Source organism: Streptomyces sp. V3I8 (assembly GCF_030817535.1).
Lineage (GTDB): Bacteria > Actinomycetota > Actinomycetes > Streptomycetales > Streptomycetaceae > Streptomyces.
Genome location: NZ_JAUSZL010000002.1, coordinates 8,364,086 through 8,389,674 on the forward strand (window position 1 = coordinate 8,364,086; position 25,589 = coordinate 8,389,674).

The window sequence follows — 25,589 nt, forward strand, 5'->3', positions numbered from 1 at the left end:
CCGCGTAACCGGAGCATGCGCGGGGGCCCGGATCCGTCACGGATCCGGGCCCCTCGCCGTCGGCAGACCCCGTTAACGGGCCTCGGCCGAGCGGGCGGCCTCGGTCTCGGTCCGCGCGTCCGCCGTGGAGAGGACGCCACCGGCGCTCTCGAGGTGTGCGCGCACGAACCACTGGAACTGTTCCAGGGAGCGCAGGTGCTCGATGAGGAGGTCCTCCGTCACCGCGTCGAACTTGCCGATCTCCTCGCGGGCCGCACGGTGGCTCTCGATGACGCCCGTGTAGACCAGGTCGAGGGCGCCGAGGTGCGCGATCGCGTCCGCCCGCCCGACGTCGTAGTCGTCCCAGGTCCGCTCGGCGACGATGCTGCCCGGGGTGCCGGCGGGGACCCCGCCCAGGGCGGAGATGCGCTCGGCGGTGTCGTCGGCCATCTCACGGACCCGGTCGACCTGCGGGTCGAGCATCTCGTGGATCGCGATGAAATGCGGGCCGACCACATTCCAGTGAATGTGCTTCAGCGTGAGCGAGAGGTCATTGAGCGCGTGCAGCCGCAGGCGGAGCAGTTCGATTGCCTTCCCGCCGTCCTGGGTGCTGAGTCCGGGAACGGTGTACCGGGGTTCCTGTGCAGACGACGTCATTTCCATTCCTCCCTGGGAATTATCGGTGGTGCGGTGATGCGGTTCCGTGGCGTTCGAGGCGGCGGGTGCCGTGCCGGGCACCGTGGGGCCCGCAGGCACTCCTACCAGCGGTACCAGCGTCCGCGGCGGCCCCCGGAGGCGTTGGGGCGCACGACGAAGCCGAGCAGCCAGACGACGAGCACGACGACCGCGACCCACCACAGGATCTTGAGTGCGAAACCCGCACCGAAAAGGAGCAGGGCGAGCAGCAGGACAAGAATAAGGGGAACCATTTCTATCGACCTCCAGCACGACGAGTTCCCTGCTTACCCGGTGATACGCATCCTTTCCGCGGAAACAGCCGGGCGGGCCTCGAAGGGCCGGATGCGGCCGTTGTGACGAAACCGTCGAGAGTGCCGGTCCGGCGGGAGGGTATCTGCTGCCCGAGGACATGACCACGGGGACATGACCACGGGGAAGGGAAGGGAGCGACGTGACCACCGACAGGATTTGGTCGTACGCACCGGTGAGCGGATACGCGGAGGGGCTGCTGCTCACGGGGTTCACGGTTGCCGCGAGCGACGGGACCATCGGGCACGTGGACCGGCAGGTGGACGAGTCCGGGATGCGGCACCTGATCGTCGACACCGGGGGCTGGCTGTTCGGCAGGAGTGTCCTGATTCCGGTGGGGGTCGTCGAGTCCATCGACCCGCAGACCCGGGAGATCAAGGTGACCTGCACCGAGGAGGAGATCAAGGCCGCGCCCCGGTTCCGGACCGACCGCGAGACACTGGATCCCGATTACCTCGCCGGGGTCGGCGACTACTACCTGGGCCTGCCGCCCCGGGAGACGAGCGCGACCTGATTGCCCGCAATGGATGAGGACCCAGGGGGAAGGCGGACCCCGACGGGATGCGGCGGCAGGAAGCGACGATCCCGTCCGGGAAGCCGCCGGAGCGGCTCCGGGCCGGGGCCCGGCAGCGAGGAAGCAGAGTGCAGGGACACGACGCATATGGACCGAACCGACACGACCATCATCGGGTCCGCGGGTCTGCCCGGGGGGACGTCACCTGCGGCGGTGCCGATCGCGACGCCGTCCGCCACGGCACCGGTCACGACCGCGGCGATGGCCCGTGCGTATGCGCGCGACGTGGTGCTGGAGCAGTGGAACCGGCCGGGCCGCGCGGCCACCGAGGCCGCCGTCATCGACCTGCTGCTGGTCGTCTCCGAACTGGCCGCGAACGCCGTCCGGCACGGCGGCGGACTGGCCGGTTTCGAGGTGACGCCCAGCGACGGGGGAGTGCGACTGGCCGTGCGTGACCACAGCGATGTCGTCCCGTCCGCGGCCTTCGGCACGGGGGGCTTCCCCGCGCGGCACCACGGCAACGGCTACGGCTGGCCGGTGATCATCCGGCTGGCGCGCGAGATCACCGTCGAGAGGTGCCCGGAAGGCGGCAAGATCATCAGCGTACTGGTGCCGCTCGTCTGACGGGCCGCTCGTCCGGCGGGCCCTCTCCGGGGGGTCCGCCCACACCGGTCCGCCCCCGGCCGGCCGTCACCACGGCAGGAACACATGGATGTCCTTGCCCTTGTCGGTGACCACCACACTGACCTGGTCGCACAGGGTGTGGATCAGGTGCCAGCCGACACCTCCGCCGCCCCGGCCGGGATGGAACGGGCGGGGCGCGGGCGGTGTGGTGCTGGTGTCGTGCAGGGTCACGTGCACACCGTCGAACGTGCGGCGCAGACACAGCTCGAACGGGCCCGGCGCGTACTGCACCGCATTGGCCGCCAGCTCCGTGACGACCAGGAGGATGTCGTCCCAGTGCTCCGGGGCGGCCGGTGGTGAAGCGCGCGTGAGCGCGAGCAGGAACTCCTCGGCGGCGATACGCGCGCCCGTCACATTGGGCAGCTCCCCGTCGAAGGTGGTCGTCCGGGTGTACTTCTCCTCAGAAGGCAGTTTTCTGTCCCCACGCGGCTCGGTCGCCATTGCGCCTTCCCCAGCCCGTTCCCCGCAGGCTGTGCTGATCCCGTGCTTTCACCGCTGCTGCTTCCCGACGGCGGGAGGCTTACTCGTACAGGTCCGGTGGGGATGGTAAACGATCCGGAATGCGGTGGTCTCCAGTGATTCCCGTGCGGTCGGCGAGTACCACGATCGGGGCGAGTCATGGGTCCTTGTCCGGCAGACCGTGTCCCGGGCCTGTTTCCGCCGGACGGGGGCATACGGAGGTCTGGAGCGGGAGCCGATCCCGCTCCGTGACCGGAGAGAGGAAAATCCGTGCTCGGCATCGCAGCTGCAGTACTCTTCTTCATCGCGTTCCTGATCAACGCCGCGGACATCGCGACGAACGACACCTTCACCTCGACGAACGTGATGCTCATCGGGCTGACCGTACTGGCCCTGCACACCGCGGGCGTGGGCACCGGGTGGGGGAGCAGGGGCCGCAGGCGGTGACGAGCGGGACACCGCCCCGGCACGTGGTCCACAGGAGAGCGGACCGCACGGCGACAGTCGTCGCTGTGCGGTCCGCTCTCCCGTTCCCCGGGACGGCCCGGATCGCCGGGTACGCCGTGCCGTACGCGGTCAGCCGGTCCGGCCGGACACCTCGGTGACCTTCCAGCGCTGGTTGGCGCCGGAGTTGGGCGTCCACAGCGTCACGGACGCACCTTCGTGCGTGGCCTGGCCGCCGACCTCCAGGAGGCGTCCGGTGGCCGCGTTGACGAGGGTCCAGGTGCCGTCACCGGTCGACGACATGATCCACTGGGCGGCCCGGTCGCGCGGGCCGGTGTCGGCCTCCAGCACCGGGGCGCCGTCACGGACGGCCAGCCGCTTGCCCTCCACCGGGTTGCCGAACACGTACCGCTGCCGGTTGCCGGTGTCGCCGGAGACCTGGCGCAGCTTCCACTGCTGACCTGCCGCCTGCTGCGCCGCGGCCGTCGCGCTCCTGATGACCAGGCCCGTGCCGTCGTCGGCGACGGTCAGCGCCTTGCCGCTCTGGACGCCGGTCAGCTCGTAGGTGTGGCCCTTGCGCAGTTCGGCGGCGTCCTTCGCGACCCCCGAGACGCCCTTGACCAGGAAGGAGGTCACGGACTGCGCGGGCACGGTGAAGGTGGCCCTGCGGTCGGTGACCCTGACGGCCGCGCGGCGGTCGAGTTTGCCGTCGGCGCTGGTCACGACGGGGATGACGGTGGCGTTGCGGCCGACCTTGCCGAACTTGGAGAGGTCGACGGTGACCGCGCGGGCCTCGGTGGTGCTGTTGACGTGGACGACCGTCGCTCCGTCGCCCTTCCTGGTGACGGCGGCGGCGCTGGACGTGTCGTCCGTCTTGATCAGCCGGTCACCGGGCCTGATGTAGTGCGTGAAGTTGCGGGCCGTGTCGAACTTCGTGTTCGTGTAGATGGGGCAGGACTCGAGGGTGTCCTTCGAGGTGCAGCTGAACGGGAGCTGGATACTGCCCCAGTTGCCGCCCTTGGCGGACTCGCCGCCCGGCTTCATGTTGTCGTGGTCCTCGACGGGCTGCCAGAACACCCACGCCGTGGGCTCCAGTTCCCGCAGGTCGTCGACGATGTGCTGGGCCAGACCCAGACCCGGCCGCATGTCCGTGAAGCTCTGGCCGTCGCCCCAGTCGCCCTCGACCTCGCTCATCCACAGCGGCTTGCCGGCCGCCTTGGCCAGGTCGCGTACGGCGGTGCGCTGGCCGGTGCCGTAGGTGTGGACGTTCATCTGGCCGACCAGGTCCCGCACGTCCTGCGGGTAGCTGTTCCAGTTCTGCGCGAAGGTGGACGGGTTGGTCTCGTCCATCGCCGAGATGTCCGCCTCGGTCTTCGCCTTCTTCAGCGCGGGAGCCAGGGCGTCGATCACCTTCCGCTGGAGCTCGGGACCGATGTGGGCCCCTTCCTGACGGCCGCCGACGGGCTCACCGTCAGCGCCGAGGCGGGTGCTCCAGTAGCTGGTGTTGGGCTCGTTGAACGGGTCGACGGTGTCGACCTCGATGCCCTCGGCCTTCTCGAGGCGCCTGGTCGCGCCCGCCAGGTAGGCGGCGAAGTCGTCGACCGACTCGGCCTTGAGCTGGTCCTCGGTCGCGTCGAACCCGCCGGACACGTAGCCGCTCCTCGTCATCCACCACGGCGGGGAGTTGCTGAAGGTCTCCCAGTGGTCGATGTCGTCCTTGATGCGGTCGACCCACCAGCGCTGCGTGGCGTCGGCGTCCTTGTTCCAGTCGGCCGGATCGTCGGCGCTCCACCAGTCGGTGTCCTCGCGGGTGGTGCCGGCCGGCGCCTTCCACCAGCCCTCCACCGCGCCACCGGCCCGCAGGTAGTCCTTGACGTCGGGGGCGTTGCCACCGCCGATGTTGTAGCGGGCGATGTTCAGCGCCAGGCCGTCGTCCCCGAAGAGGAGCCGGGCGAGCTTCTCGCGTATCTCCTTCGGGTAGTCGCCGGTCGCGTTGGCGAACCAGACCAGGCTGGTGCCCCAGCCCTCGAACTTCTGCTGCTCGTAGGAGGGGTCGGGCCGGACGGTGACCGAGGCGGTGTCCGCCGTCCGGACCTGCGCGGTGGAGGCGGGGGCCAGGGTCAGGGCGGCCCCGGTGGCCAGTGCGGTGAGTGCGGCGGCTCCGAGGAGACGTCCGCTGCGGGCAGTGCGTGCCATCGTGTGCTCCCAACGGGGGTGTGGTCGCTGCGCGGTGGATTGCGGTGGTGCGGGAAGGACTGCGTGCGGTCAGGCGGTGGGCCGGCGCAGTACGGCGACGCCCCGGGGTCCGAGGACGAGACCGCCCTCGGCGTCGGTGCCGGTGTCGCCGGCCAGGACCTCTCCGGCGAGCCCGGCCAGGGCCACGCTCCCGTCGGTCCGGTTGACCAGGAACAGGAAGCGGCCTTCGGGTCCGCGGCGCACGGTCAGCTCGACCGATCCCCGCGCCGCGGCGGGCAGTTCGCTCTCCACGCCGGCCGGACCGAGCAGCGCAGGCAGCAGCCCGGCCAGCCCTTCGGCCCCGAGCCGGGTGGACACGTACGCCGCCGACCCCTGACCCGTGGCACGGCGGGTGACGGCGGGCCGCCCCGCGTACGCGCCGGTGCGGTAGTGGGCCAGTACCTCCACCGCGGGATCGGTGACGTCGATCCGGTCGGTCCACAGGGTGCCCGTGAGGGCCCCGTCCAGTTCGACGCAGTCACCTTCGAGCAGCGGACCGAACTCCTCGATGCGGATGCCCAGCAGTTCGCGCAGGGCGCCCGGGTGACCGCCGAGCCAGACGTGGTCGTTCTCGTCGACCACTCCGGAGAAGTACGTGGTGACGAGGTGGCCGCCGGTCTCCGCGTACCGCGTGAGCTCCTTGGCCAGGGCGGCCGGGACCACGTGCAGCACGGGCGTGATCAGGACGTCGTACCGGTCGAGGTCGGCCGTCGTGGTCACGACGTCGGCGCGGACGCCGAGGGTGTGCAGCGCCGAGTACCAGTCCAGGGCTTCCCGGCGGTAGTCGAGGAGGGCGGTGGGGTGCGAGTCCTGCTCGCTCGCCCACCACGACTCCCAGTCGTAGACGATGCCCACCCGGGCCGGCTCCCGCTCGGAGCCCGCGACCGGTGCCAGCACCTTGAGGGTCCGTCCCAGCTCGGCGACCGCGCGGAAGACCTCGCTGTCGGCGCCGGCGTGCGGCACCATCGCGGAGTGGTACTTCTCGGCGCCCGCGGCCGACTGGCGCCACTGGAAGAAGCACACGGCGTCGGCGCCGTGCGCGACGTGCAGCAGTGCGTCGCGGGCCAGTTCGCCGGGAAGCTTGGCCACGTTGACGGGCTGCCAGTTGACCGCGCTGGTGGAGTGCTCCATCAGGAACCACGGGCGGCCACTCGCGATGCCGCTGGTGAGGTTGGCGGAGAAGGACAGCTCGTCGCGGTCCTGCGGGCCCGGGTGGACGTAGTGGTCGTTGGAGACGAAGTCGATCTCGCCCGCCCAGTCGGGGTAGTTCATGCCCCTGGTGCCGCCCATCACCATGAAGTTGGTGGTGACGGGCACGCCGGGCGTGATCTCCCGCAGCACGTCCCGCTCCGCGACCAGGTACTCCTTCAGCGCGTCGGAGGAGAAGCGCTTGAAGTCCAGCTGCTGGGTGGGGTTCGGGTGGGAGGCGGCCAGCCGGGGCGGCAGGATCTGCTCCCAGTCGCTGTAGCGCTGCGACCAGAAGGCCGTGCCCCAGGCGTGGTTGAGGGCGTCGAGGGTGGTGTAGCGGGCGCGCAGCCAGTCGCGGAAGGCACGGGCCGCGTCGTCCGAGTAGTCGTAGACGTTGTGGCAGCCCAGCTCGTTGGAGACGTGCCAGGCCACCAGTGCGGGGTGGTCCGCGTACCGCTCGGCCATCGTCCGCACCAGGCGCAGCGCGTGGTCGCGGAAGACGGGCGAGGTGGGCCGCCAGTGCTGCCGCGCCCCCGGCCACACCGTCTCACCGGCGGCGGTCACCGGAAGGATCTCCGGGTGGGCCGTGGTGAGCCAGGGCGGCGGGGACGCGGTGGCGGTGGCCAGGTCGACCCCGATGCCGCCCGCGTGCAGGAGGTCCATCACCTCGTCGAGCCAGGCGAAGTCCCACTCGTCCCGGGCCGGCTGGATGCGGGCCCAGGAGAAGATCCCCACGGAGACCAGGTTGACGCCGGCCTCCTGCATCAGCCGGACGTCCTCCTCCCACACCTCGCGAGGCCACTGCTCGGGGTTGTAGTCGGCGCCGTACGCGAGGCGTGGCGTGCGGTCACCGTCCGGCCCGTCCAGCTGGGACAGGAGGGTGGAGATCATCGTGGTCCTTCCGGGGTTGCACAGGGGGCGGCGTCGGGGACTTCGCGTCGGCTACTCGACGGTGAAGCCCTGCTCCTTGCCGTACTTGACGGAGGCGTCCTGCCAGGACTTCAGGCCGTCGATGAGCTTGGTGCTGCCGACGTAGGCCTTGCCGACGGTGTCGTTGAAGATCGAGTTGGCGTACTGCTGGAAGGGCAGGTACGACCAGTCGTCGGCGACGTTGGCGGCGGAGTCCGCGAAGATCTCGTTGGCCTTCTGGCCGCCGAAGTACTCGAACTCGGTGTTGAGGAACGCGTCGGTCTTGAGGTCGGCGGTGGTCGCCGGGAAGGCGCCCTCCTTGACGCGGCTCTGCACGCCCGCACCGGAGTTGGCGTACTCGACGAAGGCGTAGGCCAGTTCCTTGTTCTTGCCCAGCGCGGGCAGGGCGAGGGAGCTGCCGCCGTTCTCCGCGCTGGCCTTGTCGCCCTTGGTCCAGGCCGGCATGGGCGCGGCGCGCCAGTCACCGGAGGCGTTCGGGACGCCGGTGACGAAGTTGGCGGGCATCCAGGCACCGCTGGCGAGGGTGGCGATGGTGCCGTCGCCCAGGCCCTTGTACCAGTCGTCGGTCCAGCCGTTGATCGGCGCGAGGAGCTTCTCGTCGATCAGCTTCTGCCAGGTGTCGGTGTACTTCTTGGCACCGGCGTCGGAGAAGTCGACCTTCACCGTGGTGCCGTCGACCTTGTAGGGGCGCGAACCGGCCTGCCACAGCATGCTGGTGGTGAAGCCCGCGTCGCCGGCGTCGTTGGCGATGTAGACCTTCGGGTCGGCCTTGTGCAGCTTGCGGGCCGCCTCGACGTACTCGTCCCAGGTGGTCGGGACCTCGATCTTGTACTTGTCGAAGATCTTCTTGTTGTAGTACAGCGCCATGGGGCCGGAGTCCATCGGCAGGCCCCAGACCTTGTCGCCCTCGCTCACGGCGTTCCACGGGCCGGGGGTGTACTGGTCCTTCAGCTTGTCCGCGCCGAAGGAGGACAGGTCGGTCAGGCCCTTGGTGAGGGAGTACTGGCCGAGCGCGAAGTACTCGACCTGCGCGACGTCCGGGACGCCCTTCTCGGCCGAGATGGCGTTCGACAGGGCGGTGTAGTGCTTGTCGCCCGAGCGCTCGCCGACCAGGTTGATCTTGACCTTGGGGTACTTCTTCTGGAAGTCGGCGGCGACCGTCTTCAGTGTGGGCTCCCAGGCCCAGACCGTGACCGAGCCGCCCTTCTTGAGGGCCGCCTGGACGTCGTCGGCGGAGACCGGCTTCGAGCCGGAGCTGTCGTCGTCCGAGCCGCCGCAGGCGGTCGCGCCCAGGGCGAGGACGGAGAGGACGGCGAGGCCGCGCATCAGGCGGCTGGTCGTTCTGCGCATGGGGATGGTTCCACTTCTTCGTGGGCGGGACGGGTGGTGGCGGGACAGGTGGTCGGTGGAGGTGACGGAGACGGTGGAGGCGGTCGGGGGGAGGGGGCCGGGAGGGGTGCCGATCCGGGAACCGGTCACTCCTTGACGCTTCCGGCGGCGAGGCCGGACTGCCAGTACTTCTGCAGCAGCAGGAACGCGGCGATCAGCGGCACGATGGTGAGCAGCGAACCGGTGATCACCAGGTTGAAGATCACGTCGCCGCCGATGGTCTCGGCCTGGGAGTTCCAGGCGCTCAGGCCCAGGGTCAGGGGATACCAGTCGGGGTCCTTGAGCATGATCAGCGGCAGGAAGTAGTTGTTCCAGGTCGCGACCGTGGTGAACAGCAGGACCGTCACGATGCCCGGGGCGAGCAGCGGCAGGGCGACCCGGAAGAAGGTGCGCGCCTCGCCCGCCCCGTCGATGCGGGCCGCCTCCAGCAGCTCGACCGGGATCGCCTCGGTGGCGAAGACCCACATCAGGTACAGGCCGAAGGGTGAGATCAGGGAGGGGACGATGACCGCCCACGGGGTGTCGGTCAGTCCCATCTTGCTGAACATCAGGAAGGTCGGCACCGCGAGCGCGGTGCCCGGGACGGCGACGGCGCCGATGACCACCGCGAACACGCCGCGCTTGCCGGGGAAGTCGAACTTGGCGAGCGCGTAACCGCCCAGGATCGCCAGGAAGGTGGCGCCGCCGGCCCCGAGGACGACGTACATCAGGGTGTTCAGGAGCCAGCGTCCGAAGATGCCGTCGTTGTACGTGAAGGTGTCGCCGATGTTGTCCCAGAGCGCGAAGTCGTCGGCGAACCACAGTCCGGACGAGTCGGCGAGGCCCTCCTGGGTCTTGGTGGCGCTGATCAGCAGCCACACCAGGGGGACGACGGTGTAGACGAGGATCAGACCGGTCAGCACCGTCAGCAGGACGCTGCGCTTGGGCCGCCGGGTGTCCTGGTCACCGCGCCTGCGCAGCCGGGGCACCCGCCCGGCGGTACCGGCGGAGGCCGGCGCGGACGGGGAGGGAGAGGCGCTGGTGGCTGGGCTGCTCGTGCCGCTCACGGGGTTCACGCTCCCTTGCGCATGCCGCGCAGCTGTACGACGTAGGCGATGACCATGGTGATCAGGCCCATGATGATGGCGACCGCCGCGGAGTAGTTGTGCTGCTGGCCGTTGAAGGACAGCGAGTACGTGTAGAAGTTCGGGGTGTAGTCCGTCGTGATCGCGTTGCGGGCCAGCGGCCGCAGGATGTTCGGCTCGTTGAAGAGCTGGAAGCTGCCGATGATCGAGAAGATCGTCGCGATGACGAGGGCGCCCCGGATCGCGGGGAGCTTGATGGCGGTGATGACGCGGATCTGCCCGGCGCCGTCGATCTCGGCGGCCTCGTAGAGCGAGTTCGGGATGACCTTCAGCGCGGAGTAGAAGATCAGCATGTTGTAGCCGACGAACTCCCAGGTGACGATGTTGCCGATGGACGCCAGCACCAGGTCGCTGGAGAGCGGGTCGGGCAGGGTGACGCCGAACGCGTCGTTGATGTCACCCACCAGGCCGTACTTGGTGCCGTACATGAAGCCCCACATCAGGGTGGCGACCACGGCGGGCACGGCGTACGGCAGGAAGATCGCGATGCGGAAGAAGTCGGTGCCGTAGAGGCGGCCGCTGTCCAGCGCCAGGGCGATCAGCAGGCCGATGAAGAGCATGATCGGCACCTGGACGGCCAGGAACAGCGAGACCCGGCCGAGGGAGGCCCAGAACTGGTCGTCCTGCAGCGCCTGCTGGTAGTTGTCGAAGCCGACGAACTGGGTGCCGCCGATCAACTGGTCCCGGAACAGGCTCAGATAGATCGAGTATGCGATCGGGGCCAGGAAGACGAGGGCGAACACGGCCACGAAGGGACCGATGAAACCCCATCCGGTCCAGGAGCGGCGGTCCCCTTTCACGGGGGGCCGTGCCGTGCGCGGCTCGGCGGCCACCGGCGGTTGTAGCGTCGTCATGTCGTTCCTCGCTCGTCCCTCTCGCGAAAACCCGGCGTCGTACGCCGATGATGTTTGCGTGAACATGAAGACCCGCAGGAAGCCGCGGCCTGTTATGTTTACGTAAACATCTGATGGCGGCATGTCTACACTGCCCCGTTGACGGTGGTCAAGGGTCATTTGAGGAAAGTACGTTTCGCTACGACGAGGGAGACGGGTGGACACAGCGGACAGCGCCCTGCCGAGCAGGCCGCAGGCGGCACGGACCAGGAAACGGGCGTCCCGCCGGACGCAGAACGCGTCCATGGCGGACGTCGCCCGGCTGGCCGGCGTCTCCTCGCAGACGGTCTCGCGTGTCTCCAACGGTTACGCGGGTGTGAACGAGGAGACGCGGCAGCAGGTGCTGGCCGCCATGCGCGAGCTGGGCTACCGGCCCAACAGCGCCGCCCGGGCACTCAAGCGGGGCGAGTTCCGCACCATAGGTGTGATCACTTTCGGCCTTTCGACCACCGGCAACGTCCGCACCCTGGAGGCGATCGCGACCTCCGCGGCGCACGAGGGCTACGCCGTGACGCTCCTGCCCGTCGCCGTGCCCACCCAGGACGAGGTGCGCGGCGCGTTCTCCCGCCTCGGGGAGCTGGCCGTCGACGCCGTCATCGTGATCCTCGAGGTGCACCTGCTCGACGCGGTGACCCTCTCGTTGCCGCCGCACATCAAGGTGGTGGTCGCCGACTCCGACGCCGGTGACCGCTACACCGTGGTCGACACCGACCAGGCGGGCGGCAGCCGCGACGCCGTACGGTATCTGCTCGACCTCGGCCACTCCACCGTCTGGCACCTGGCGGGCCCCGAGGAGTCCTTCGCGGCCCAGCGCCGGGCCGACGCCTGGCGCGCGGAGCTCACCGACGCGGGCTGCCCGGCGCCCCCGCTGGTACGCGGCGACTGGTCCGCCGAGTCCGGCTACCGGGCCGGCCTCGAACTGGCCGAACGGCCGGACTGCACCGCGGTGTTCGCCGCCAACGACCAGATGGCGCTCGGTCTGCTGCGGGCGCTGCACGAGCGGGGCCGGTACGTGCCCGACGACGTCAGCGTCATCGGCTTCGACGACATCCCCGAGGCCGGTTCCTTCCTGCCGCCCCTGACCACCGTCCACCAGGACTTCGCCGAGGTGGGGCGCCGCTGTGTCGAGGGGGTGCTGCGGCAGATGGGCCAGGACGCGCAGGACACGCCGGGGCACGGGACGACGCTCGTGCCCACGCGTCTCGTGGTGCGCGACAGCACGGCGGCGCCGCGACGGCCGTGACGCGCGAGGCGCCGCCCCTCGGGCGCCGCCCGTGAGGTGCTGGTCACGGCACCGGACGGGCTCGCGGATGAATCCAGGGGCGCCGGCGGACGTACTCCCGGGTGTACTGAGAAGAGGAGAGATTCTTTGATGACACAACCGGCAACCGCAGAAGGACTGCTGGCATGGGTGCCCGGGCACGGGCTGATCTCGGGACTGGCCGCCGACACCCAGCTGCTGGCCGCGGACTCCTGGCTGGTCAGGGACGGGCGGGTGCGCGGTCTCGACCGGCACCGGGAGCGGTTCCTGCGGGCCTGCGGGGACTGCGGCGGTCCTTCTCTCCAGCAACTCACCGACTTCTGGCGGGACATGACGGCCGCGCTGCCCCGTACCGGGTCCTGGTTCCCGCGTGTCGAGCTGGTGGCCGGTTCACTGCAGCTGCGGCTGCTCCTGCGGCACGCCCCGCCGCCCGGCCCCGACGCCCCCGGTGTACGGGTGTGGGCGGCCGGGCAGCCCGATCCGCGTACCGTGCCGCGCCGCAAGGGGCCGGACCTGGACGTGCTGGCCCGGGTCCGTCAGCGGGCGGCCGGGCAGGGCGCGCAGGAGGCGGTGCTGATCGCCCCGTCCGGCGCGGTGCTCGAGGCGGCGACCGCGAGCCTGCTGTGGTGGGAGGACGACACGCTGTGCCTGCCCTCGCCGCATCTGCCGGTCCTGGGCGGCGTCACCACGGGGCTCGTCCAGGAGCACGCCGTGCGCAGCGGGATCGAGCCGGCCCACCGCGAGCGGACCCTGGAGCAGCTGGCGGGCCGCGAGGTGTGGCTGGTGAACGCCCTGCACGGAATCCGTCCGGTGACCGGCTGGGAGGGGCGGCCCATGGAGGCGGGGGCGGCTCCGCGGGCCCGCGGGTGGCAGGAGTGGCTGGACGGCCTCGGGGAACCTCTGCCCTCTCCTGCCCTCTGACCGGGGGGCGGTCCGTCGGGTGCGGGCGGGCTGTGGCCGGTCGCGTGGTTCTCCGCGCCCTGGGGGCGCCGGTGTCCGGTCAGGGGGGGCGATGCCCACGTTCGGGACACGGTCGCCCGCGATCAGCTCCCACCCCGGAGCCTTCGCCGCCGCCGGCAGGGGTGGCCGCCCCGCCACGGCGCCCCGGATACGAAAACCTCGGAGGAGCCAGGCGTCCTACAGCCCCGAGGCGGACGGGGTCTTCTCGTCGGCGGAACCGGCCCGAGCCGTGGTGAGTGCGATGAGGGCGTCGGCGGCGGGGCCGGAGGAGGCGGGGTTCTGACCGGTGATGAGCAGGCCGTCCTGGACGACGTAGGGCTGCCAGTCACCGGCCTTGGAGTAGATGCCACCGAGGCTTTTGAGTTCGTCCTCGACGAGGAAGGGGACGATGTCGGTGAGGGCGACGCCGTCCTCCTCGGAGTTGGTGAAACCGGTGACCTTCCGGCCCTTCACCAGGGGCGTGCCGTCTTCGGCGACGGTGTGGCGCAGGACGCCGGGGGCGTGGCAGACCAGGGCCAGGGGTTTGCCGGAGCGCAGGGTTGTTTCGATGAGGCGTGCGGAGTGGGTGTCTTCGGCGAGGTCCCACAGGGGGCCGTGGCCGCCGGGGTAGAAGACGGTGTCGTAGTCGTCGGCCGAGACGGTGTCCAGGCGCACGGTGTGGGCCAGTGCGGCGGTGGCGTCGGGGTCGGTTTCGAAGCGGCGGGTCAGGTCGGTCTGGAAGGCGGGTTCGTTGCTCTTGGGGTCCAGGGGCGGCTTGCCGCCCTTGGGGGAGGCCAGGGTGATGTCCCAGCCGGCTTCCTGGAAGCGGTAGTAGGGAGCGGCGAGTTCCTCCAGCCAGAAACCGGTCGTGCGGCCGGTGTCGCCGAGCTGGTCGTGCGAGGTGAGGACGATGAGGACCTTCATGATGACTGCTCCTGTGGATTCGGTGCGCCGCTCGCCTTCGGTGGGGCGAGCGGCGCAGGGGGCGTAGTGAAGCGGGGTGCGAGGACGCGGGGCGCGGCTTACCGGGCGAGGAAGTTCAGCAGGATGTCGTTGACTTCGGTGGTGTGGGTGGTGAGCAGGCCGTGGGGGGCGCCGTCGATCTCGATGTACTGGGCGGTGGGCAGGGCCTTGGCGAAGCGGCGGCCGGTGGCGTCGATGGGGAGGGTGCGGTCGGCGGTGCCGTGGACGATCAGTGCCGGGATGTCGATCTTGGGGATGTCGGCGCGGAAGTCGGTGGGCCAGGCGAGGGGGGCGGCGGCCGAGGCGATGGCTCCGGAGCCGGCGGCGACGTTCCAGGCGTTGCGGACGGCGGCTTCGCTGACGCGGGTGCCGAGGTTCTCGTCGAGGTTGAAGAAGTCGTTGTAGAAGTCGGTGAAGAAGGCGTAGCGGTCCTTCTTCACCGCGTCGGAGACGCCCTGGAAGAAGGAGGCGGGTGCGGCGCCGTCGGGGTTGTCGTCGGTGATCTCCAGGAACGGCTCCAGGGAGGCCAGGAACACGGCCTTGGCGACCCGGTCCGAGCCGTACGTGGCGAGATAGCGGGCCACTTCCCCGGTGCCCATCGAGAATCCGACCAGCACCGCCTCGCGCAGGTCCAGCGCCTCCAGTACGGCGTTCAGGTCGGCGGCGAAGGTGTCGTAGTCGTAACCCGTCGAGGGCTGGCTGGACTTGCCGAAGCCCCGCCGGTCGTAGGTGACGACCCGGTAGCCGGCCTCCAGCAGTGCCGCCGTCTGCCCCTCCCAGGAGTTGCCGTCCAGCGGGTAACCGTGGATCAGCACCACGGGCTGCCCCGCCCCCTTGTCCTCGTAGTGCACCTCGATGTCGGTGCTGTTCTCCGTGCCGACCTTGATACGCCCCATGACGTCCAACCTCCACAGTGTGTTCCGCGTTCCGTTGCCCAGAACTATACGACTGGTCTACTTGCCCGTCAAGCGGGTCCGTCCGCCGATGGTGGCCGACCTGGCCGCCACCTCGATCAGTGCGTCGGCGACGTAGTCCATGTGGTCGTTGGTGCAGGCGCGGCGCGGAACGGTGAGCCGCAGCAGTTCGAGTGGTGCCTTCTCCTGCAGGCCGGTGTCCGGGTCGTGGGCCAGGTGGGGGAGCATGGCCCCGGCGTCGACAAGGCGCAGAAGCCGCCGATGTTCACCAGGCCGTCCTTCTTGGCGGAGGCGACGGCGATGTCCCCGCAGGTCATGGTCTGCGCCACGATGTGGGACATGGTGCCGTCCTTGAACTCCTCCTCGCGCTGCTTGACGAACCAGGAGTTCTCGGCGAAGCGGGCGATGTCGAGGATGACCGGGATGCCCAGGCCGCGGCAGTGGGAGGAGACCTCGCGCAGGTTGGCGACCGACATGGGCTGTCCGCCGGAGGTGTTGCAGGTGAGGGTGGCGATGGCACCGGCCACGTTCTCGGCGCCGTGCTGCTCGATGACGGAGGTGAGGGCCGGAAGGTCGAAGTTCCCTTTCCACGGGTGGTACGTGCCGGTCGGTCCTTGCGCCGTTCGGTGCGGTGGCGACGGCCGCAGGCCGGCGACCGGCCGGCTCGGCGGGACTTCGAGGTGAGGGACCCGCAGTCGGGTGAGCGACGCACCTCTGCCATCATGACTTTGAAGCGTTGTGACGATCATGCCGGTCCGCCCCTGTTGTGCCTCGCTGTCCGCGTGACGCCGCACCGAAAGCCGTCTTGCATCGCCCGACTGCGGCGGCCGGCAAGGGAAGAGGGACGCGGAGCATGAGCAATCGTTTTCATCTTGCGCAAGGTGGTGGCCCAACCGGGCTCACCGCTGATGCCGCCGCGGGAGACAGCGAATCCGCACTGGTCTCCCTGGCCCCGGGCTACACCCTGACGATTGCCGACCGCGATGAAGTACGCGAGGCCCAGCAGTTGCGTCATGACGTGTTCGCGGCCGAGTTCGGCGCCCACATGTCCACTCTGGTCGGCGGCCTGGATGCCGACGAGTTCGATGAGCACGCCGACCATCTGATCGTGCGTGAGAACAACAGCCGGAAGATCGTCGGAACATATCGCATGATGCCGCCGCGCTGCGCAACGCTCGTGGGTGAGCGCTTCGGGGACCGGACCTTCGATCTCGGTGCCCTGCGGCCCATCGCCTCGGACCTGGTGGAAACAGGACGCTCGTGCGTACACCCCGATCACCGCAACGGCGCGGTCATCACCTTGATATGGAGCGGCATCGGCCAGTACATGCGCCGGACCGGACACCGCTGGCTGGGTGGCTGCGCCTGGGTCCACCTGCGGGGTGACGAAGGCCCGCCCGTTGCCGCCTGGAACGCGGTACGGGCGAAGTACATGGCCCCGCCCGAATTCCGGGTCGCCGCGCGTGAACCGCTTCTGAACGACGACACCGTCGATGTGGCCGGCCTGGTCATGCCGCCGTTGCTGCGCGGTTACCTGCGATTGGGAAGTTGGGTCTGCGGTGAGCCGGCGTACGATTCGGATGCCGGAGTGGCGTCGTTCTACGTACTCCTTTCCCTGGACCACATGAACTCGCGCTACCGCCGCCACTTCTTCGACGGGGCCCATTGAGCTGGGGTTCGCGACTCACCGACGCGGTCGGCCGGCCACCCGTCGGCCGGCCCCCTATCCCCATCCCCAACCCGGGGGAGGCCGCCTTCCTCGCGACGGGTGCCGTGAGGCGCACCCCGTGGGTGGTCCAGGACGGGCAAGGGGAACGTGTCGAGCCACGCTGCACCGCACAGTTGGCGCTCTCCTTCGACCACCGTCCTCGCCGATGGTCAACAGGGTTCACGTCTGCTCGCCGAGCGGCTGGAGGGACTGGTCGATGAGCCCAGGCCAAGCCCTCCCGGCAGGGTAACGGCTTCTCAGGAGCCACCACGCGAGGAGGGTGCGGTGTTGGCCCCTGAGACGACGACGGTGGCTCCGTCCGGGAAGCGTTCGGGGTGGACGAGCAGTGCGGCCAGAGCGGTGGCTCCGCCGGGTTCGGCCACGATGCGTAGCCGCTGCCAGAGGAGTGCGCGGGCGGCGGCGATGTCCTCGTCCGCGACGGTGAGGGTCTTCATACCGAGCGAGAGACCGACGGCGGTGGCTATGCGGCCCGCCCGGCGGGCACCCAAGCTGTCCAGGGCGATCCCGCCGACTTCCACGTCCACCGGTTTGCCCGCCTCCAGCGCTGCCGTGAGCGAGGGCGCTGAGGACGGTTCGGCCGCGGTCACGCGGTTGCGGCCCTCCAGCGCCAGGGCGACCCCCGCGTACAGGCCTCCTCCACCGCACCCGACCAGCACGGGCCGCCCCTGCGGTATCTGCTCGGCGAGCTCCAGGCCGAGCGTGCCCTGCCCTGCCACCGTCTGCGGGTCGTCGTAGGCGTCGATGTGGAAGGCGGCCTCGTGCCGGGCATGGTGCCGGCTGGCTGTCAGCGCGTCGGCGTAGAAGCCCTCGACGCAGCACAGGCGTGCGCCGAAGGCCTCGATGATGTCGGTCTTGGCCTTGGGCGAGAAGTCGGGTACGAACACGGTGGCCGGCAGGCCCGCTTCACGCGCCGCCCAGGCCACGGCGGCCCCGTGGTTGCCTCCCGACGCGCAACAGACGCCGCCGGTCGGGGCGCCGCCTTCCGAGGCGCCCAGGAGGGCGAGCGTGTTGGACGCGCCGCGGACTTTGAAGGAGCCGGTGTGCTGGAGGAATTCCAGCTTCACATTGACGGGGACGGGCACGTCCAGTTCCCCGGCCGCCACCTGTATCACGGGTGTGCGGCGCACTACGTTGCGGATCCGTCCGGCTGCGGACGTGATGTCGTGCAGGGAGGGGATGCTGACGGGCTGTGCGTTCATGGGCGGTGTCCAAGGGGGCCGGGTACCTCTGGGAGAGGATGGACATGTCGGTCGAAGAGGCGGAAGATGCCGGGCCGCGCGTAGTGGCCGATGGGGTCGAAGTCGTAGCGGGCGCGTGGGATCGGTGCCATGTCGAGGTCCGCGATGAGGAGAGCCTCCTGGTCCAGGACGGGCCCGGCCCGCACTTCGCCCAGCGGGCCGACGATGCTGCTGCCGCCCCGGGGACTTGTCCGGAACCTCTGGTCATCGGTGCGCAGCGTACGACAGCGGTGCCGACCCGAGCCCTCTCCGGTCGTACGCGACGACCTGCGGCGCGGGTCGCTGGTGCGGCTCGGCGTCGTGGGTGCGCGGCTGAACGGTATCGAACAAACCCTGATGAGGTCGTTGACGCTCCGGCGGACCGCGTCCATGGTGTGTCCGTCATGGACTTCACCAACGAGTTCCGAGTGAACCTGCCGCCCGACGCCGCCTGGGACCTGCTGACCGACGTGGAGCGGGTCGCCCCGTGCATGCCGGGCGCGCAGCTCACCGGCGTGGACGGTGACTCCTACAACGGGATCGTCAAGATCAAGGTCGGCCCGATGACCGTCCAGTACAAGGGCGTCGTCTCCTTCGAGGAGAAGGACGCGGCCGGTCGTACGGCGGTGCTCCACGCGCGCGGCCGCGACACGCGCGGGCAGGGCAACGCGGACGCCCGCGTCACCGCCCGGCTCGTCCCCGACGCCGCCGGCACCTCGGTGACGGTGGACACCCGCCTCACCATCACCGGCCGGATCGCCCAGTTCGGCCGCGGGATGATCGAGGAGGTCAGCGGGCGACTGCTGACCCGGTTCGTGGACAATCTGGAGGGCCTGCTGGCGGCGGAGAGAGGCCGGGACCACCTCGTGGAGGGGCCGACCGAAGACGAACCGCAGGCACCGCCGCCCGCGCCCGTACCACCGCCCGCGCCGGCGGCGCAGTCCCTGGACCTGATGGGCGTCGCCCGCGGCGCCGCCCTCAGGCGGGCCCTCCCGGCGGCACTGGTCCTGGCCGTGATCGTCGTCGTCCTCGTCATCTGGCTCAGGCGGTGACACCGAGGGCGCCACCGGCGCCTGCGAGGGGCGCGGGGAACTGCGCGATCGGCCACGACGGATCCGCACCCGGCTCCGGGCGTCGGCCACCCCGGGCGCCGGCCGCCCCGTCGATTTCCTCCTGGCGCCCCCTGTCGACAGGATGGAGCCATGAACGACATCCGTACGCCCCGCCTCCTCCTGCGCCGCTGGCAGGACGACGACCTCGTGCCCCTGTCCGAGATGCACGCCGATCCGACCGTGATGCAGTGGATCGGGGACGGACGGCCGCGCTCCCCGGAGGAGACCGCCGAGGACATCGAGGGCTGGGAGGAGGAGTGGGACGAGGAGGGCTTCGGGATCTTCGCCGTCGAGCTCCTCGGGTCCGGTGAGCTCGCCGGAGCCGTCGGCCTGTACGTCGCCGACTCCCCGGCCGCGATCGCGGACCGGATCGCGATCAGCTGGCGGCTCGGCCGGGTCTACTGGGGGCAGGGGTACGCCTCCGAGGCCGCCCACGCCGCGCTCGAGTTCGCCTTGCAGGACCGGGGCATCGACCGGGTCGTGGCCGCTGTCCGCCCGGGCGACACGGCGTCCGTGAACGTGCTGGACAAGCTCGGCCTCCAGCCGGACGGCACCGCGCACGACCCGGTGCACGGGCACGAGCTGCGGCTGTACGCCATCGACCTGACGGAGTTCGAGGGCTGACCGCCCGTGCGGCGGGGCGGCTCCGGGTTCGCCCCGCGGGCCGCCCCGGCCCACAAGTGGCCTTTAAATGGCCGGAGTTCGACCTGGCCGGTCCCCGCCGGGCTGCATACGATGCGGTCACTCCCGGCCTTCACAGCTCCTTCACAGGGGCCGGGGCCCCGGTGCGCATGCGGTCGACCGGACAGCGGATTGGTTGATTGATTGACATGTGCATGACGCACCGTGCACGAGGTACGGCCCGATCCGATCCACGCAACCGGTCAGCGACGGCTGCCGCGTGCCCCGTGTACGCGCGCTGCCGCACCCCCCATTTCGCGGCGGGGACACGTCCCCGCCGCCGGAACACCGACACAACGGATGGGAACACCATGACTGGTGGGCTGCTTCTGAGCGGCGCGATCGCCGCTCTGTTCGCCACCGCACTTCCCGCGCACGACCCGTCGACGGGGATCGTCGACCCGCCCCCGGACAAGATCGTCATCAAGGTCGCCACGGTGAACGGCTCCGGCTGTCCGCAGGGCACCGCCGCCGTCGCCGTGTCCCCGGACAACACCGCCTTCACGGTGACCTACAGCGACTACCTCGCCCAGGCCGGCGGCAGCTCCGACCCCACCGCGTTCCGCAAGAACTGCCAGCTCAACCTGATCGTCGCCGTGCCGGGTGGCTTCACGTACGCCATCGCCAGCGCGGACTACCGCGGCTTCGCCGCGCTCCAGAGCGGAGCGAACAGCACCGAGAAGGCCTCGTACTACTTCCAGGGCTCACCGAACACGGTCGCCATCACGCACCCCTTCAAAGGCCCCTACAACGACAACTGGCAGGCCACGGACACGACGGAGTGGGCCCAGCTCGTCTGGTCCCCCTGCGGCGTCCAGCGGAACTTCAACATCAACACCGAACTCCGTGTCAACGCCGGCACCTCGGCCCCCGGCAGCACCAGCTTCATGACCATGGACTCGACCGACGGTGACATCAGCACCGTCTACCACCTGGCCTGGAAGGAGTGCCCCAGCTCCTGACCCGGCCCCGGCCCCGGCCGTCCGGCACGGCCGCCCCGGCCGACTCCTCCGCATCGGGAGCCGGCCGGGGACGGTCCGGCGGGGTCAGCCGCCGAGGCGGTCGCAGATCTCCTGGGGCGGGCGGAACGAGCGCGTGTCGTCCGCGTCCTCGTCCACCTGGACCCGCACGGTCTCCAGCTGCCGCAGCAACGAGTCGAGGTGCCCCCGCGCCGGATCACGGAAGTACTCGAGCACCGCCCGGTGGAAGGCGTCCCGGAGCTCGGGCGGCATCACGTCGGAGGCGTCGAAGCACAGCGCGCTCGCGCGTGAGTTGAGCAGGGCGTCGATCTCCTGCTCGACGGTGTTCGCGGACTCCGTGGGCGGCAGACCCCTCGTGTCCGGGAACAGCGGACGCACCGCCGGGTCCGCCTCGGCCCGCCAGCGCTCCCGCCCCCGCGGGCTCGACAGCCGTTCCACCAGCTCCTGGGCCGCCGGGTCGTCGCTGAAGACGGCGGCCATGTCACCGGAGACCTCGAACGCGTCACGGTACTCGGCCCGCCCGCCCAGGAACCGGGCCGACGGTTCCACCCGGATGCCGTCGCCCGTGTACACGTACCGGATGAAGGCACTCTGGTGCTCGTGCGTGCAGTCGAAACCGGGGGAGTTCAGCAGTCCGCGGGGCCCGGCCGGTCCGGACGTGCCCTCGTACGACGTGGTCAGGGACCGTTCGACGGAGCGGTCGGAGCGGCCCGCGAGCAGCTGCGCCCACGTCGTCCAGGCCCGTACGACGTCCGGATCGCGCCAGCTGAGCCTGCTCGTGGCCCACTCCGTGTAGCGGGCGGGGCCCACCTGGTGGAGCAGGATGTCCTCGATCCAGTCGGTGCCGGGCCAGCCCGAGGTGGCCTGCGAGGCGAGCCCCACGCACCAGGTCGGATCGTCGCTCGGCGTGCCCTTCCGGCTCCACACCAGGCTTTTCAGGTCGACTTTCAGCGGCACCCAGTAGGTGCGGCTCCTGCCGTCCACCAGGAGGTCCGGCGCCCACGGGGAGAAGGCGCGTTCGCGGGTCGGCTCGGTGAGCGGTTCGAGCTGGTCGCGGCGGGCGTACTCGGTGAGTTCGCCGATGCTGTTGAGGACCGCCACGTCCGGCGGGGTGTCCGCCTCCAGCTGCGAGACGAGCGTCTCGCGCAGCGAGCGGGTGCCCTCGTAGGTGTACGTCCGGCCGGTCCCGTCGTCGAGCCGCTGGAGCGCGGCCTCGAAGGCCTCGCCCTCCTTGCCGGTCCATGGGCCCAGGACGACGAGGGGACGGGGGCTCTCCGACGTGCAGCCGGGGACCAGGGCGAGCAGGCAGGCGGCCAGCAGGACGCGCGGCAGACGGGCCGCGGGCAGGAGCGTACGGCGGGCCGTGACGGCGCGGGGGCCCGGACGGGCCGTGGAACCGAAGGCGCGACGGATCACGTGACGGCTCCCGGGCGGGCGACGACGAGGTACTCGCGGCGGTACGCGTGCAGGGCGCCGCCGACCAGGACGGCACCGGCCGACCCTGCCGGGAGGACGAAGGGGGCGACCCCGTCCAGGAAGGCGAGCCGTCCGTCGGACAGCGTGTCGTCGATCCGGGCCTCCAGCACCTCGACGGCCCGCGGGTCGGGGCCGTCGAAGGGGCGTTCCTCGGCGATCGTCTCCGTGCGGGGCGAGGTCCGCGCGGCGAGCGAGTGGGCCAGGGGGACGGTCCGGCTCTGGGCGTGCTGCGCGAGCAGCGCGTCGGCCGTCAGGAGGGGTACGGCGAGCAGGGGCAGCGCGGCGACCGCCAGCGGGAGGCTGAGCCGGATCCGGAAGCGGTGGCGCAGGAACACCGTCGTGCGCCAGAGGCCGGCGGCGAGCAGGACGAGGGCGACCCCGGCGACCATCGCGGCGGCCAGCACGCCCGGACCCCAGGCGGCCCGGTCCGCGAGCCGTCCGCGCAACTCCCGTTCCAGGCCCGCCACCCGGTCCACGATCGAGGTCGCGCCGGCCCCGGTCACCGGCCGGCACGGGGGATAGCGCTCCTGCCGGTCCGCGGCGGCCACCGGCGTCGAACAGAGCATGCTGCGCGCGTAGCTGAGCTCGGCGTCCCGCAGCACGGCGTCCCGCGCGTTGCTCCGGGCCCGGCCGATGCGTTCCGTGTAGTCGACGACCAGCGCGGACACCACACGCAGTTCCTGTTCCTCGGCCACGGTCAGCGCACCGCTGCGGGCGACCTGGTTCAGGCTCTGCGTCGCCCGCGCCACCCGCGTGCGGTAGCGCTGGCTGAGGCCGACCAGTTCGACGGCCCCCGTCCCGTCGAGGTTCGCCACGGCCTCGCCGTGCGCGATGAACAGCGACGCCCTGGCGTTCGCGAGCCCGACGAGCGCGGGCGCCAGCCGGCTGCGCAGATACGCCGAGTCGTCCCGCACGTCCGCGTACGCCCAGCCGAGCGCGCCGAACGCCACCACGGCGAGCAGGGGGAGGGCGACCAGCCGTTCCCGCAGATAGGTGCGGTTGCGGCGGCCCGTGGTCGACGGCCAGGCGTGGCGCCACAGCCGGCGGGCGAGTTCGGCGACGACGACCACCGTGCCCCGCGCGGCACGGCGCAGACGTGCGGGCGGCGCGTCAGCGGTCCCCGTGTCCCGGGGCGTGCTCCCGTGCCGCGTCCCGTGCCGCGCCGTGCCGGTCACCCGTCGGCCGCCGTCCCGGAGTTCTTCCCCCGTGCGCCCGCGCGGGCGGTCGTGCGCAGCCAGGCCGCCACCCGTTTTCCCGGCCACGGGCTGTCCCGGTGGTGCCGGAAGGCGAGCGGGCGGACCGCGTAGGCGCGGTCCAGCAGGGTCTCGGCGACGGTCCCGTCCTCGGCGGCGGCGGACCGGGCGGCCTGGTGCGCGAGGGTGAGGTAGAGACGGGAGAGCTCCCGGCGCAGACCGGGCTCGTCGGACGGGAGCCCCAGCCGTGCGTCGGCGCCCGCCGCCAGTTCGGCCAGGCCCGCCGCGTCGATGGCACCCCGGGCCAGGGCGCCCCGTACCGCCTCCCAGACCTCCGCCGTCATACGGACCCTGGCCTGCTCGTCCGTCAGTCCGTGCGCGTGGAACAGCCGTGCCAGCCGCGCCAGTACCTCGCGCAGCCGCTCGGCCCCCTCGTCCGGGTGTCCGGCGGTGCGCACGTGCTCGACACCGACGCGTACGGCGGCCGTCCGCGCGGCGGTCCGGTGCCGCGAGTGCTGCGGCACCGCGTCCAGCGCCCGTACGGCGTCGTCCCACACCTGATCACCGCCCAGTGCGAGACGTGCCCGGGCCGCGCCGAACGCCGCGCTGCCGAGCGAGGGGTTGCGCAGCCGCACCGCCTCGTAGAACGTCAGCGCCTCCTGCCAGCGGCCGAGGCGCTCGGCGCAGTAGCCGAGGGCCAGTTTCGGCGCGTACTCGCCGGGGATCGCCGCGAACACCTGGTCGAAGTGGAGCCGTGCCGCCCCGGCCCGGTCCTGTCCGAGCGCGAGCAGCCCGCGGTGCCAGTCGAGCCGCCAGTCGTGGGGCGCGCGCTCGGCGCCGATCAGGGTCTCGGCGAACCGCAGTTCACGTTCGGCGGCCCCGGTCCCGCCGCCCGCGCCGCGCAACCGCAGGCGGCAGCGCAGCAGATGGACCTCCGGCGAGTCGCGCCAGTCGCCGGTGTGCTGAAGCAGCGCCTCGGGGGCGGCGTCGGCCAGCCTGCTCAGTTCGGCGTGATGCAGGTCGTGCGGGTCCGGCCGGGGGACGGGCAGCCGCTGGGCGACCTCCGCGGGAGACGGCGGCGCGTACGGGGCCGGGGCGTCCGGGGCCGCCCACCGGGTGAGGGGCGGCGCCGAGCCGAGCGCCGCGTCGAGCGCGTACGGCGACTGGAAGAAGAGCGGTGACGGCTCGAAGGTCTCGGCCCCGGTGCGCAGCGACCGCAACTCACGGAACACGCCGCGCAGTTGCTCTTCCATCTCCTGTGCGGTGGCGAACCGCCCGGCCCGCTCGCCGCGGGTGGCGCGGTGCAGCACCCGGGCGAGCGACACCAGTCCGAGCCCGCGGGGACAGGGCGCCGTCATGGCGGGGGCGCCGGGAGGCCGGGGGCCTTCGGGGTCCCCGGGCGACCGCGGCGGGCCGATCATGTCCAGGCGGCCCAGCTCCGCCAGGTCGTCGGGCGAGCGGCCGAGGCCGCTGAGGCGCCGCAGGGTCTCCCCGAGGCTGAACAGGTCGTCCTGGCCGGTGGACTCGCCGTTCGGGCCGACGGTCGGGGCCCGGAACCCCTCCGTGGTGTGCCCGGGGAGCCCCGCCGCGCGGACACTCCCCACGTCGATGATCTTCGTGGAGGTGCCGTCGTGCATCACGTTGTCCGGTTTGAGGTCGCCGTAGACCTTGCCGGGCCGGTCCGCATGCAGATGCCCGAGCGCGGAGAGGATCCGCACCCCGTAGGCGAGGACGAACTCGTGGAAGCGGCGGCCGCCGAACTCGTCCGGGTTCACCTGGACGCGGGCCCGTACCTCTTCGAGGGTGAGACCGTCGACGTACTGCAGGACGAGGAAGTCGCCGACCTCCGGGTGGTGCCCGTAGTTGAAGACACGGATGATGTCGCCGTGGCTGAGGTCGACCAGGGCCCGCCGCTCCTCGGCCAGCGCCCCCGCCGAGGCCGCCGCCTGCTGCGGGTGCAGGACCTTGATGGCGACCTCGCGGTGATCGACCTTGGTGTCGAGCGCGAGGTAGACCTCGCCCATCCCGCCGTAGCCCAGCGACCTGATCAGCCGGTACTGCCCCGCGAGCAGCCGCCCCGGCGGCAGGGGCAGGCCTTCGGGGTCGCCGCCGTGGGACGCCGCCCGGTCCAGCAGGGTGACCGTGGGGAGCAGGACCGGATCGGGGCTCTCCTCGGGCAGTTCCACGTGTGCGGCCCGCAGGACCGGTGACGTGACGACGAGGGGGCCGAACGACGCACTGGACTCGCGCAGTTCACCGGTCACCCCGTTGCCCCCTGCCCCCTCCATACGACCACAG

Annotated in this window: 25 protein-coding genes; 10 read left to right on the forward strand and 15 right to left on the reverse strand. The window is 71.2% G+C overall.

The features are described from left to right. Window positions 1-72 precede the first annotated feature (72 nt). Both QFZ75_RS36940 and QFZ75_RS36945 read right to left on the reverse strand, forming a co-directional pair. Window positions 73-636 (reverse strand): Dps family protein, encoded by a 564-nt coding sequence (locus QFZ75_RS36940; protein WP_307543786.1) that lies wholly within the window; start codon window positions 634-636, stop codon window positions 73-75. Window positions 637-737: 101 nt separating this feature from the next. Then, on the reverse strand, window positions 738-908 hold the full coding sequence (locus QFZ75_RS36945; protein ID WP_307543787.1) for a hydrophobic protein: 171 nt from the start codon (window positions 906-908) through the stop codon (window positions 738-740). A gap of 200 nt (window positions 909-1,108) precedes the next feature. Here QFZ75_RS36945 and QFZ75_RS36950 point away from each other — a divergent pair, with 200 nt between their 5' ends. Continuing rightward, complete coding sequence (locus QFZ75_RS36950; protein ID WP_307543788.1) at window positions 1,109-1,480, forward strand: PRC-barrel domain-containing protein; 372 nt, start codon at window positions 1,109-1,111, stop codon at window positions 1,478-1,480. Window positions 1,481-1,627: 147 nt separating this feature from the next. Further along, window positions 1,628-2,104, forward strand: a complete 477-nt coding sequence (locus QFZ75_RS36955; RefSeq protein WP_307543789.1) for an ATP-binding protein — start codon at window positions 1,628-1,630, stop codon at window positions 2,102-2,104. 66 nt (window positions 2,105-2,170) lie between these two features. On the opposite strand, the gene QFZ75_RS36960 is transcribed toward QFZ75_RS36955, so the two are convergent. Further along, entirely contained in the window at window positions 2,171-2,605 is a 435-nt protein-coding gene (locus QFZ75_RS36960; RefSeq protein ID WP_307543790.1) for an ATP-binding protein, read from the reverse strand. Between the two features lie 288 nt (window positions 2,606-2,893). Between QFZ75_RS36960 and QFZ75_RS36965 the strand changes: the two genes are divergently transcribed. Continuing rightward, complete coding sequence (locus QFZ75_RS36965) at window positions 2,894-3,070, forward strand: hypothetical protein (RefSeq protein ID WP_307543791.1); 177 nt, start codon at window positions 2,894-2,896, stop codon at window positions 3,068-3,070. A 129-nt stretch (window positions 3,071-3,199) separates the two neighbouring features. Here QFZ75_RS36965 and QFZ75_RS36970 read toward each other — a convergent pair whose 3' ends face one another. The 5 genes from QFZ75_RS36970 to QFZ75_RS36990 all read right to left on the reverse strand — a co-directional run bounded on the left by QFZ75_RS36970 (window position 3,200) and on the right by QFZ75_RS36990 (window position 10,787). Further along, window positions 3,200-5,263, reverse strand: a complete 2,064-nt coding sequence (locus QFZ75_RS36970) for a glycoside hydrolase (protein WP_307543792.1) — start codon at window positions 5,261-5,263, stop codon at window positions 3,200-3,202. Between the two features lie 69 nt (window positions 5,264-5,332). After that, a complete protein-coding gene (locus QFZ75_RS36975) occupies window positions 5,333-7,381 on the reverse strand; it encodes a beta-galactosidase (RefSeq protein WP_307543793.1) in 2,049 nt (682 codons plus the stop codon). Window positions 7,382-7,432: 51 nt separating this feature from the next. After that, window positions 7,433-8,770 (reverse strand): ABC transporter substrate-binding protein, encoded by a 1,338-nt coding sequence (locus tag QFZ75_RS36980; RefSeq protein WP_307543794.1) that lies wholly within the window; start codon window positions 8,768-8,770, stop codon window positions 7,433-7,435. 125 nt (window positions 8,771-8,895) lie between these two features. Further along, window positions 8,896-9,855, reverse strand: coding sequence for a carbohydrate ABC transporter permease (locus QFZ75_RS36985; RefSeq protein WP_307543795.1), 960 nt, complete (start codon window positions 9,853-9,855; stop codon window positions 8,896-8,898). Window positions 9,856-9,860: 5 nt separating this feature from the next. Then, entirely contained in the window at window positions 9,861-10,787 is a 927-nt protein-coding gene (locus QFZ75_RS36990; protein WP_307543796.1) for a carbohydrate ABC transporter permease, read from the reverse strand. Between the two features lie 196 nt (window positions 10,788-10,983). Between QFZ75_RS36990 and QFZ75_RS36995 the strand changes: the two genes are divergently transcribed. Then, the gene (locus QFZ75_RS36995) at window positions 10,984-12,069 is read left to right on the forward strand and encodes a LacI family DNA-binding transcriptional regulator (RefSeq protein ID WP_373466001.1); all 1,086 of its coding nucleotides are present in this window, start codon (window positions 10,984-10,986) and stop codon (window positions 12,067-12,069) included. Between the two features lie 129 nt (window positions 12,070-12,198). Then, a complete protein-coding gene (locus QFZ75_RS37000; RefSeq protein WP_307543797.1) occupies window positions 12,199-13,008 on the forward strand; it encodes an aminotransferase class IV in 810 nt (269 codons plus the stop codon). Between the two features lie 216 nt (window positions 13,009-13,224). Here QFZ75_RS37000 and QFZ75_RS37005 read toward each other — a convergent pair whose 3' ends face one another. The 3 genes from QFZ75_RS37005 to QFZ75_RS37015 all read right to left on the reverse strand — a co-directional run bounded on the left by QFZ75_RS37005 (window position 13,225) and on the right by QFZ75_RS37015 (window position 15,652). Next, the gene (locus QFZ75_RS37005; RefSeq protein WP_307543798.1) at window positions 13,225-13,950 is read right to left on the reverse strand and encodes a type 1 glutamine amidotransferase domain-containing protein; all 726 of its coding nucleotides are present in this window, start codon (window positions 13,948-13,950) and stop codon (window positions 13,225-13,227) included. A 98-nt stretch (window positions 13,951-14,048) separates the two neighbouring features. Further along, complete coding sequence (locus QFZ75_RS37010) at window positions 14,049-14,885, reverse strand: alpha/beta fold hydrolase (protein ID WP_307543799.1); 837 nt, start codon at window positions 14,883-14,885, stop codon at window positions 14,049-14,051. 116 nt (window positions 14,886-15,001) lie between these two features. Then, window positions 15,002-15,652 (reverse strand): beta-eliminating lyase-related protein, encoded by a 651-nt coding sequence (locus QFZ75_RS37015; protein WP_307543800.1) that lies wholly within the window; start codon window positions 15,650-15,652, stop codon window positions 15,002-15,004. 104 nt (window positions 15,653-15,756) lie between these two features. On the opposite strand from QFZ75_RS37015, the gene QFZ75_RS37020 reads away from it, so the two are divergent. Continuing rightward, window positions 15,757-16,572, forward strand: coding sequence for a GNAT family N-acetyltransferase (locus tag QFZ75_RS37020; protein ID WP_307543801.1), 816 nt, complete (start codon window positions 15,757-15,759; stop codon window positions 16,570-16,572). 104 nt (window positions 16,573-16,676) lie between these two features. Next, window positions 16,677-16,832: a hypothetical protein gene (locus tag QFZ75_RS37025; protein WP_307543802.1), complete on the forward strand. Its 156-nt coding sequence runs from the start codon at window positions 16,677-16,679 to the stop codon at window positions 16,830-16,832. Window positions 16,833-16,868: 36 nt separating this feature from the next. On the opposite strand, the gene QFZ75_RS37030 is transcribed toward QFZ75_RS37025, so the two are convergent. Further along, window positions 16,869-17,831, reverse strand: a complete 963-nt coding sequence (locus QFZ75_RS37030; protein ID WP_307543803.1) for a pyridoxal-phosphate dependent enzyme — start codon at window positions 17,829-17,831, stop codon at window positions 16,869-16,871. 422 nt (window positions 17,832-18,253) lie between these two features. Between QFZ75_RS37030 and QFZ75_RS37035 the strand changes: the two genes are divergently transcribed. From QFZ75_RS37035 to QFZ75_RS37045, 3 genes are all read left to right on the forward strand, one after another. Next, the gene (locus QFZ75_RS37035) at window positions 18,254-18,901 is read left to right on the forward strand and encodes an SRPBCC family protein (RefSeq protein ID WP_307543804.1); all 648 of its coding nucleotides are present in this window, start codon (window positions 18,254-18,256) and stop codon (window positions 18,899-18,901) included. Window positions 18,902-19,051: 150 nt separating this feature from the next. After that, window positions 19,052-19,585: a GNAT family N-acetyltransferase gene (locus QFZ75_RS37040; protein WP_307543805.1), complete on the forward strand. Its 534-nt coding sequence runs from the start codon at window positions 19,052-19,054 to the stop codon at window positions 19,583-19,585. A gap of 368 nt (window positions 19,586-19,953) precedes the next feature. Continuing rightward, window positions 19,954-20,604 carry a DUF4360 domain-containing protein gene (locus tag QFZ75_RS37045; protein ID WP_307543806.1) on the forward strand — a complete coding sequence of 217 codons (651 nt, stop codon included), beginning with the start codon at window positions 19,954-19,956 and terminating at the stop codon, window positions 20,602-20,604. A gap of 84 nt (window positions 20,605-20,688) precedes the next feature. Here the strand turns inward: QFZ75_RS37045 and QFZ75_RS37050 are convergent, their stop codons facing one another. Genes QFZ75_RS37050 through QFZ75_RS37060 form a run of 3 tightly spaced genes read right to left on the reverse strand, consistent with a single transcriptional unit; the run spans window position 20,689 to window position 25,579 of the window. Next, window positions 20,689-22,038: an alpha-glucoside ABC transporter substrate-binding protein gene (locus tag QFZ75_RS37050; protein ID WP_307543807.1), complete on the reverse strand. Its 1,350-nt coding sequence runs from the start codon at window positions 22,036-22,038 to the stop codon at window positions 20,689-20,691. After that, entirely contained in the window at window positions 22,035-23,273 is a 1,239-nt protein-coding gene (locus QFZ75_RS37055; protein ID WP_307543808.1) for a hypothetical protein, read from the reverse strand. The genes QFZ75_RS37050 and QFZ75_RS37055 overlap by 4 nt, the downstream gene beginning before the upstream one ends. Next, entirely contained in the window at window positions 23,270-25,579 is a 2,310-nt protein-coding gene (locus QFZ75_RS37060) for a serine/threonine protein kinase (RefSeq protein ID WP_307543809.1), read from the reverse strand. Before QFZ75_RS37060 ends, QFZ75_RS37055 begins: the two co-directional genes overlap by 4 nt. Between the last annotated feature and the right edge of the window lie 10 nt (window positions 25,580-25,589).

Excerpts from the sequence above, each read along its gene's own strand:
- QFZ75_RS36940 (WP_307543786.1), bottom strand. The coding sequence starts at position 636 with ATGACGTCGTCTGCACAGGAACCCCGGTACACCGTTCCCGGACTCAGC.
- QFZ75_RS36945 (WP_307543787.1), bottom strand. The coding sequence starts at position 908 with ATGGTTCCCCTTATTCTTGTCCTGCTGCTCGCCCTGCTCCTTTTCGGT.
- QFZ75_RS36955 (WP_307543789.1), top strand. The coding sequence starts at position 1,628 with ATGGACCGAACCGACACGACCATCATCGGGTCCGCGGGTCTGCCCGGG.
- QFZ75_RS36960 (WP_307543790.1), bottom strand. The coding sequence starts at position 2,605 with ATGGCGACCGAGCCGCGTGGGGACAGAAAACTGCCTTCTGAGGAGAAG.
- QFZ75_RS36970 (WP_307543792.1), bottom strand. The coding sequence starts at position 5,263 with ATGGCACGCACTGCCCGCAGCGGACGTCTCCTCGGAGCCGCCGCACTC.
- QFZ75_RS36975 (WP_307543793.1), bottom strand. The coding sequence starts at position 7,381 with ATGATCTCCACCCTCCTGTCCCAGCTGGACGGGCCGGACGGTGACCGC.
- QFZ75_RS36980 (WP_307543794.1), bottom strand. The coding sequence starts at position 8,770 with ATGCGCAGAACGACCAGCCGCCTGATGCGCGGCCTCGCCGTCCTCTCC.
- QFZ75_RS36990 (WP_307543796.1), bottom strand. The coding sequence starts at position 10,787 with ATGACGACGCTACAACCGCCGGTGGCCGCCGAGCCGCGCACGGCACGG.
- QFZ75_RS37000 (WP_307543797.1), top strand. The coding sequence starts at position 12,199 with ATGACACAACCGGCAACCGCAGAAGGACTGCTGGCATGGGTGCCCGGG.
- QFZ75_RS37005 (WP_307543798.1), bottom strand. The coding sequence starts at position 13,950 with ATGAAGGTCCTCATCGTCCTCACCTCGCACGACCAGCTCGGCGACACC.
- QFZ75_RS37010 (WP_307543799.1), bottom strand. The coding sequence starts at position 14,885 with ATGGGGCGTATCAAGGTCGGCACGGAGAACAGCACCGACATCGAGGTG.
- QFZ75_RS37015 (WP_307543800.1), bottom strand. The coding sequence starts at position 15,652 with ATGATCGTCACAACGCTTCAAAGTCATGATGGCAGAGGTGCGTCGCTC.
- QFZ75_RS37020 (WP_307543801.1), top strand. The coding sequence starts at position 15,757 with ATGAGCAATCGTTTTCATCTTGCGCAAGGTGGTGGCCCAACCGGGCTC.
- QFZ75_RS37030 (WP_307543803.1), bottom strand. The coding sequence starts at position 17,831 with ATGAACGCACAGCCCGTCAGCATCCCCTCCCTGCACGACATCACGTCC.
- QFZ75_RS37035 (WP_307543804.1), top strand. The coding sequence starts at position 18,254 with ATGGACTTCACCAACGAGTTCCGAGTGAACCTGCCGCCCGACGCCGCC.
- QFZ75_RS37040 (WP_307543805.1), top strand. The coding sequence starts at position 19,052 with ATGAACGACATCCGTACGCCCCGCCTCCTCCTGCGCCGCTGGCAGGAC.
- QFZ75_RS37045 (WP_307543806.1), top strand. The coding sequence starts at position 19,954 with ATGACTGGTGGGCTGCTTCTGAGCGGCGCGATCGCCGCTCTGTTCGCC.
- QFZ75_RS37060 (WP_307543809.1), bottom strand. The coding sequence starts at position 25,579 with ATGGAGGGGGCAGGGGGCAACGGGGTGACCGGTGAACTGCGCGAGTCC.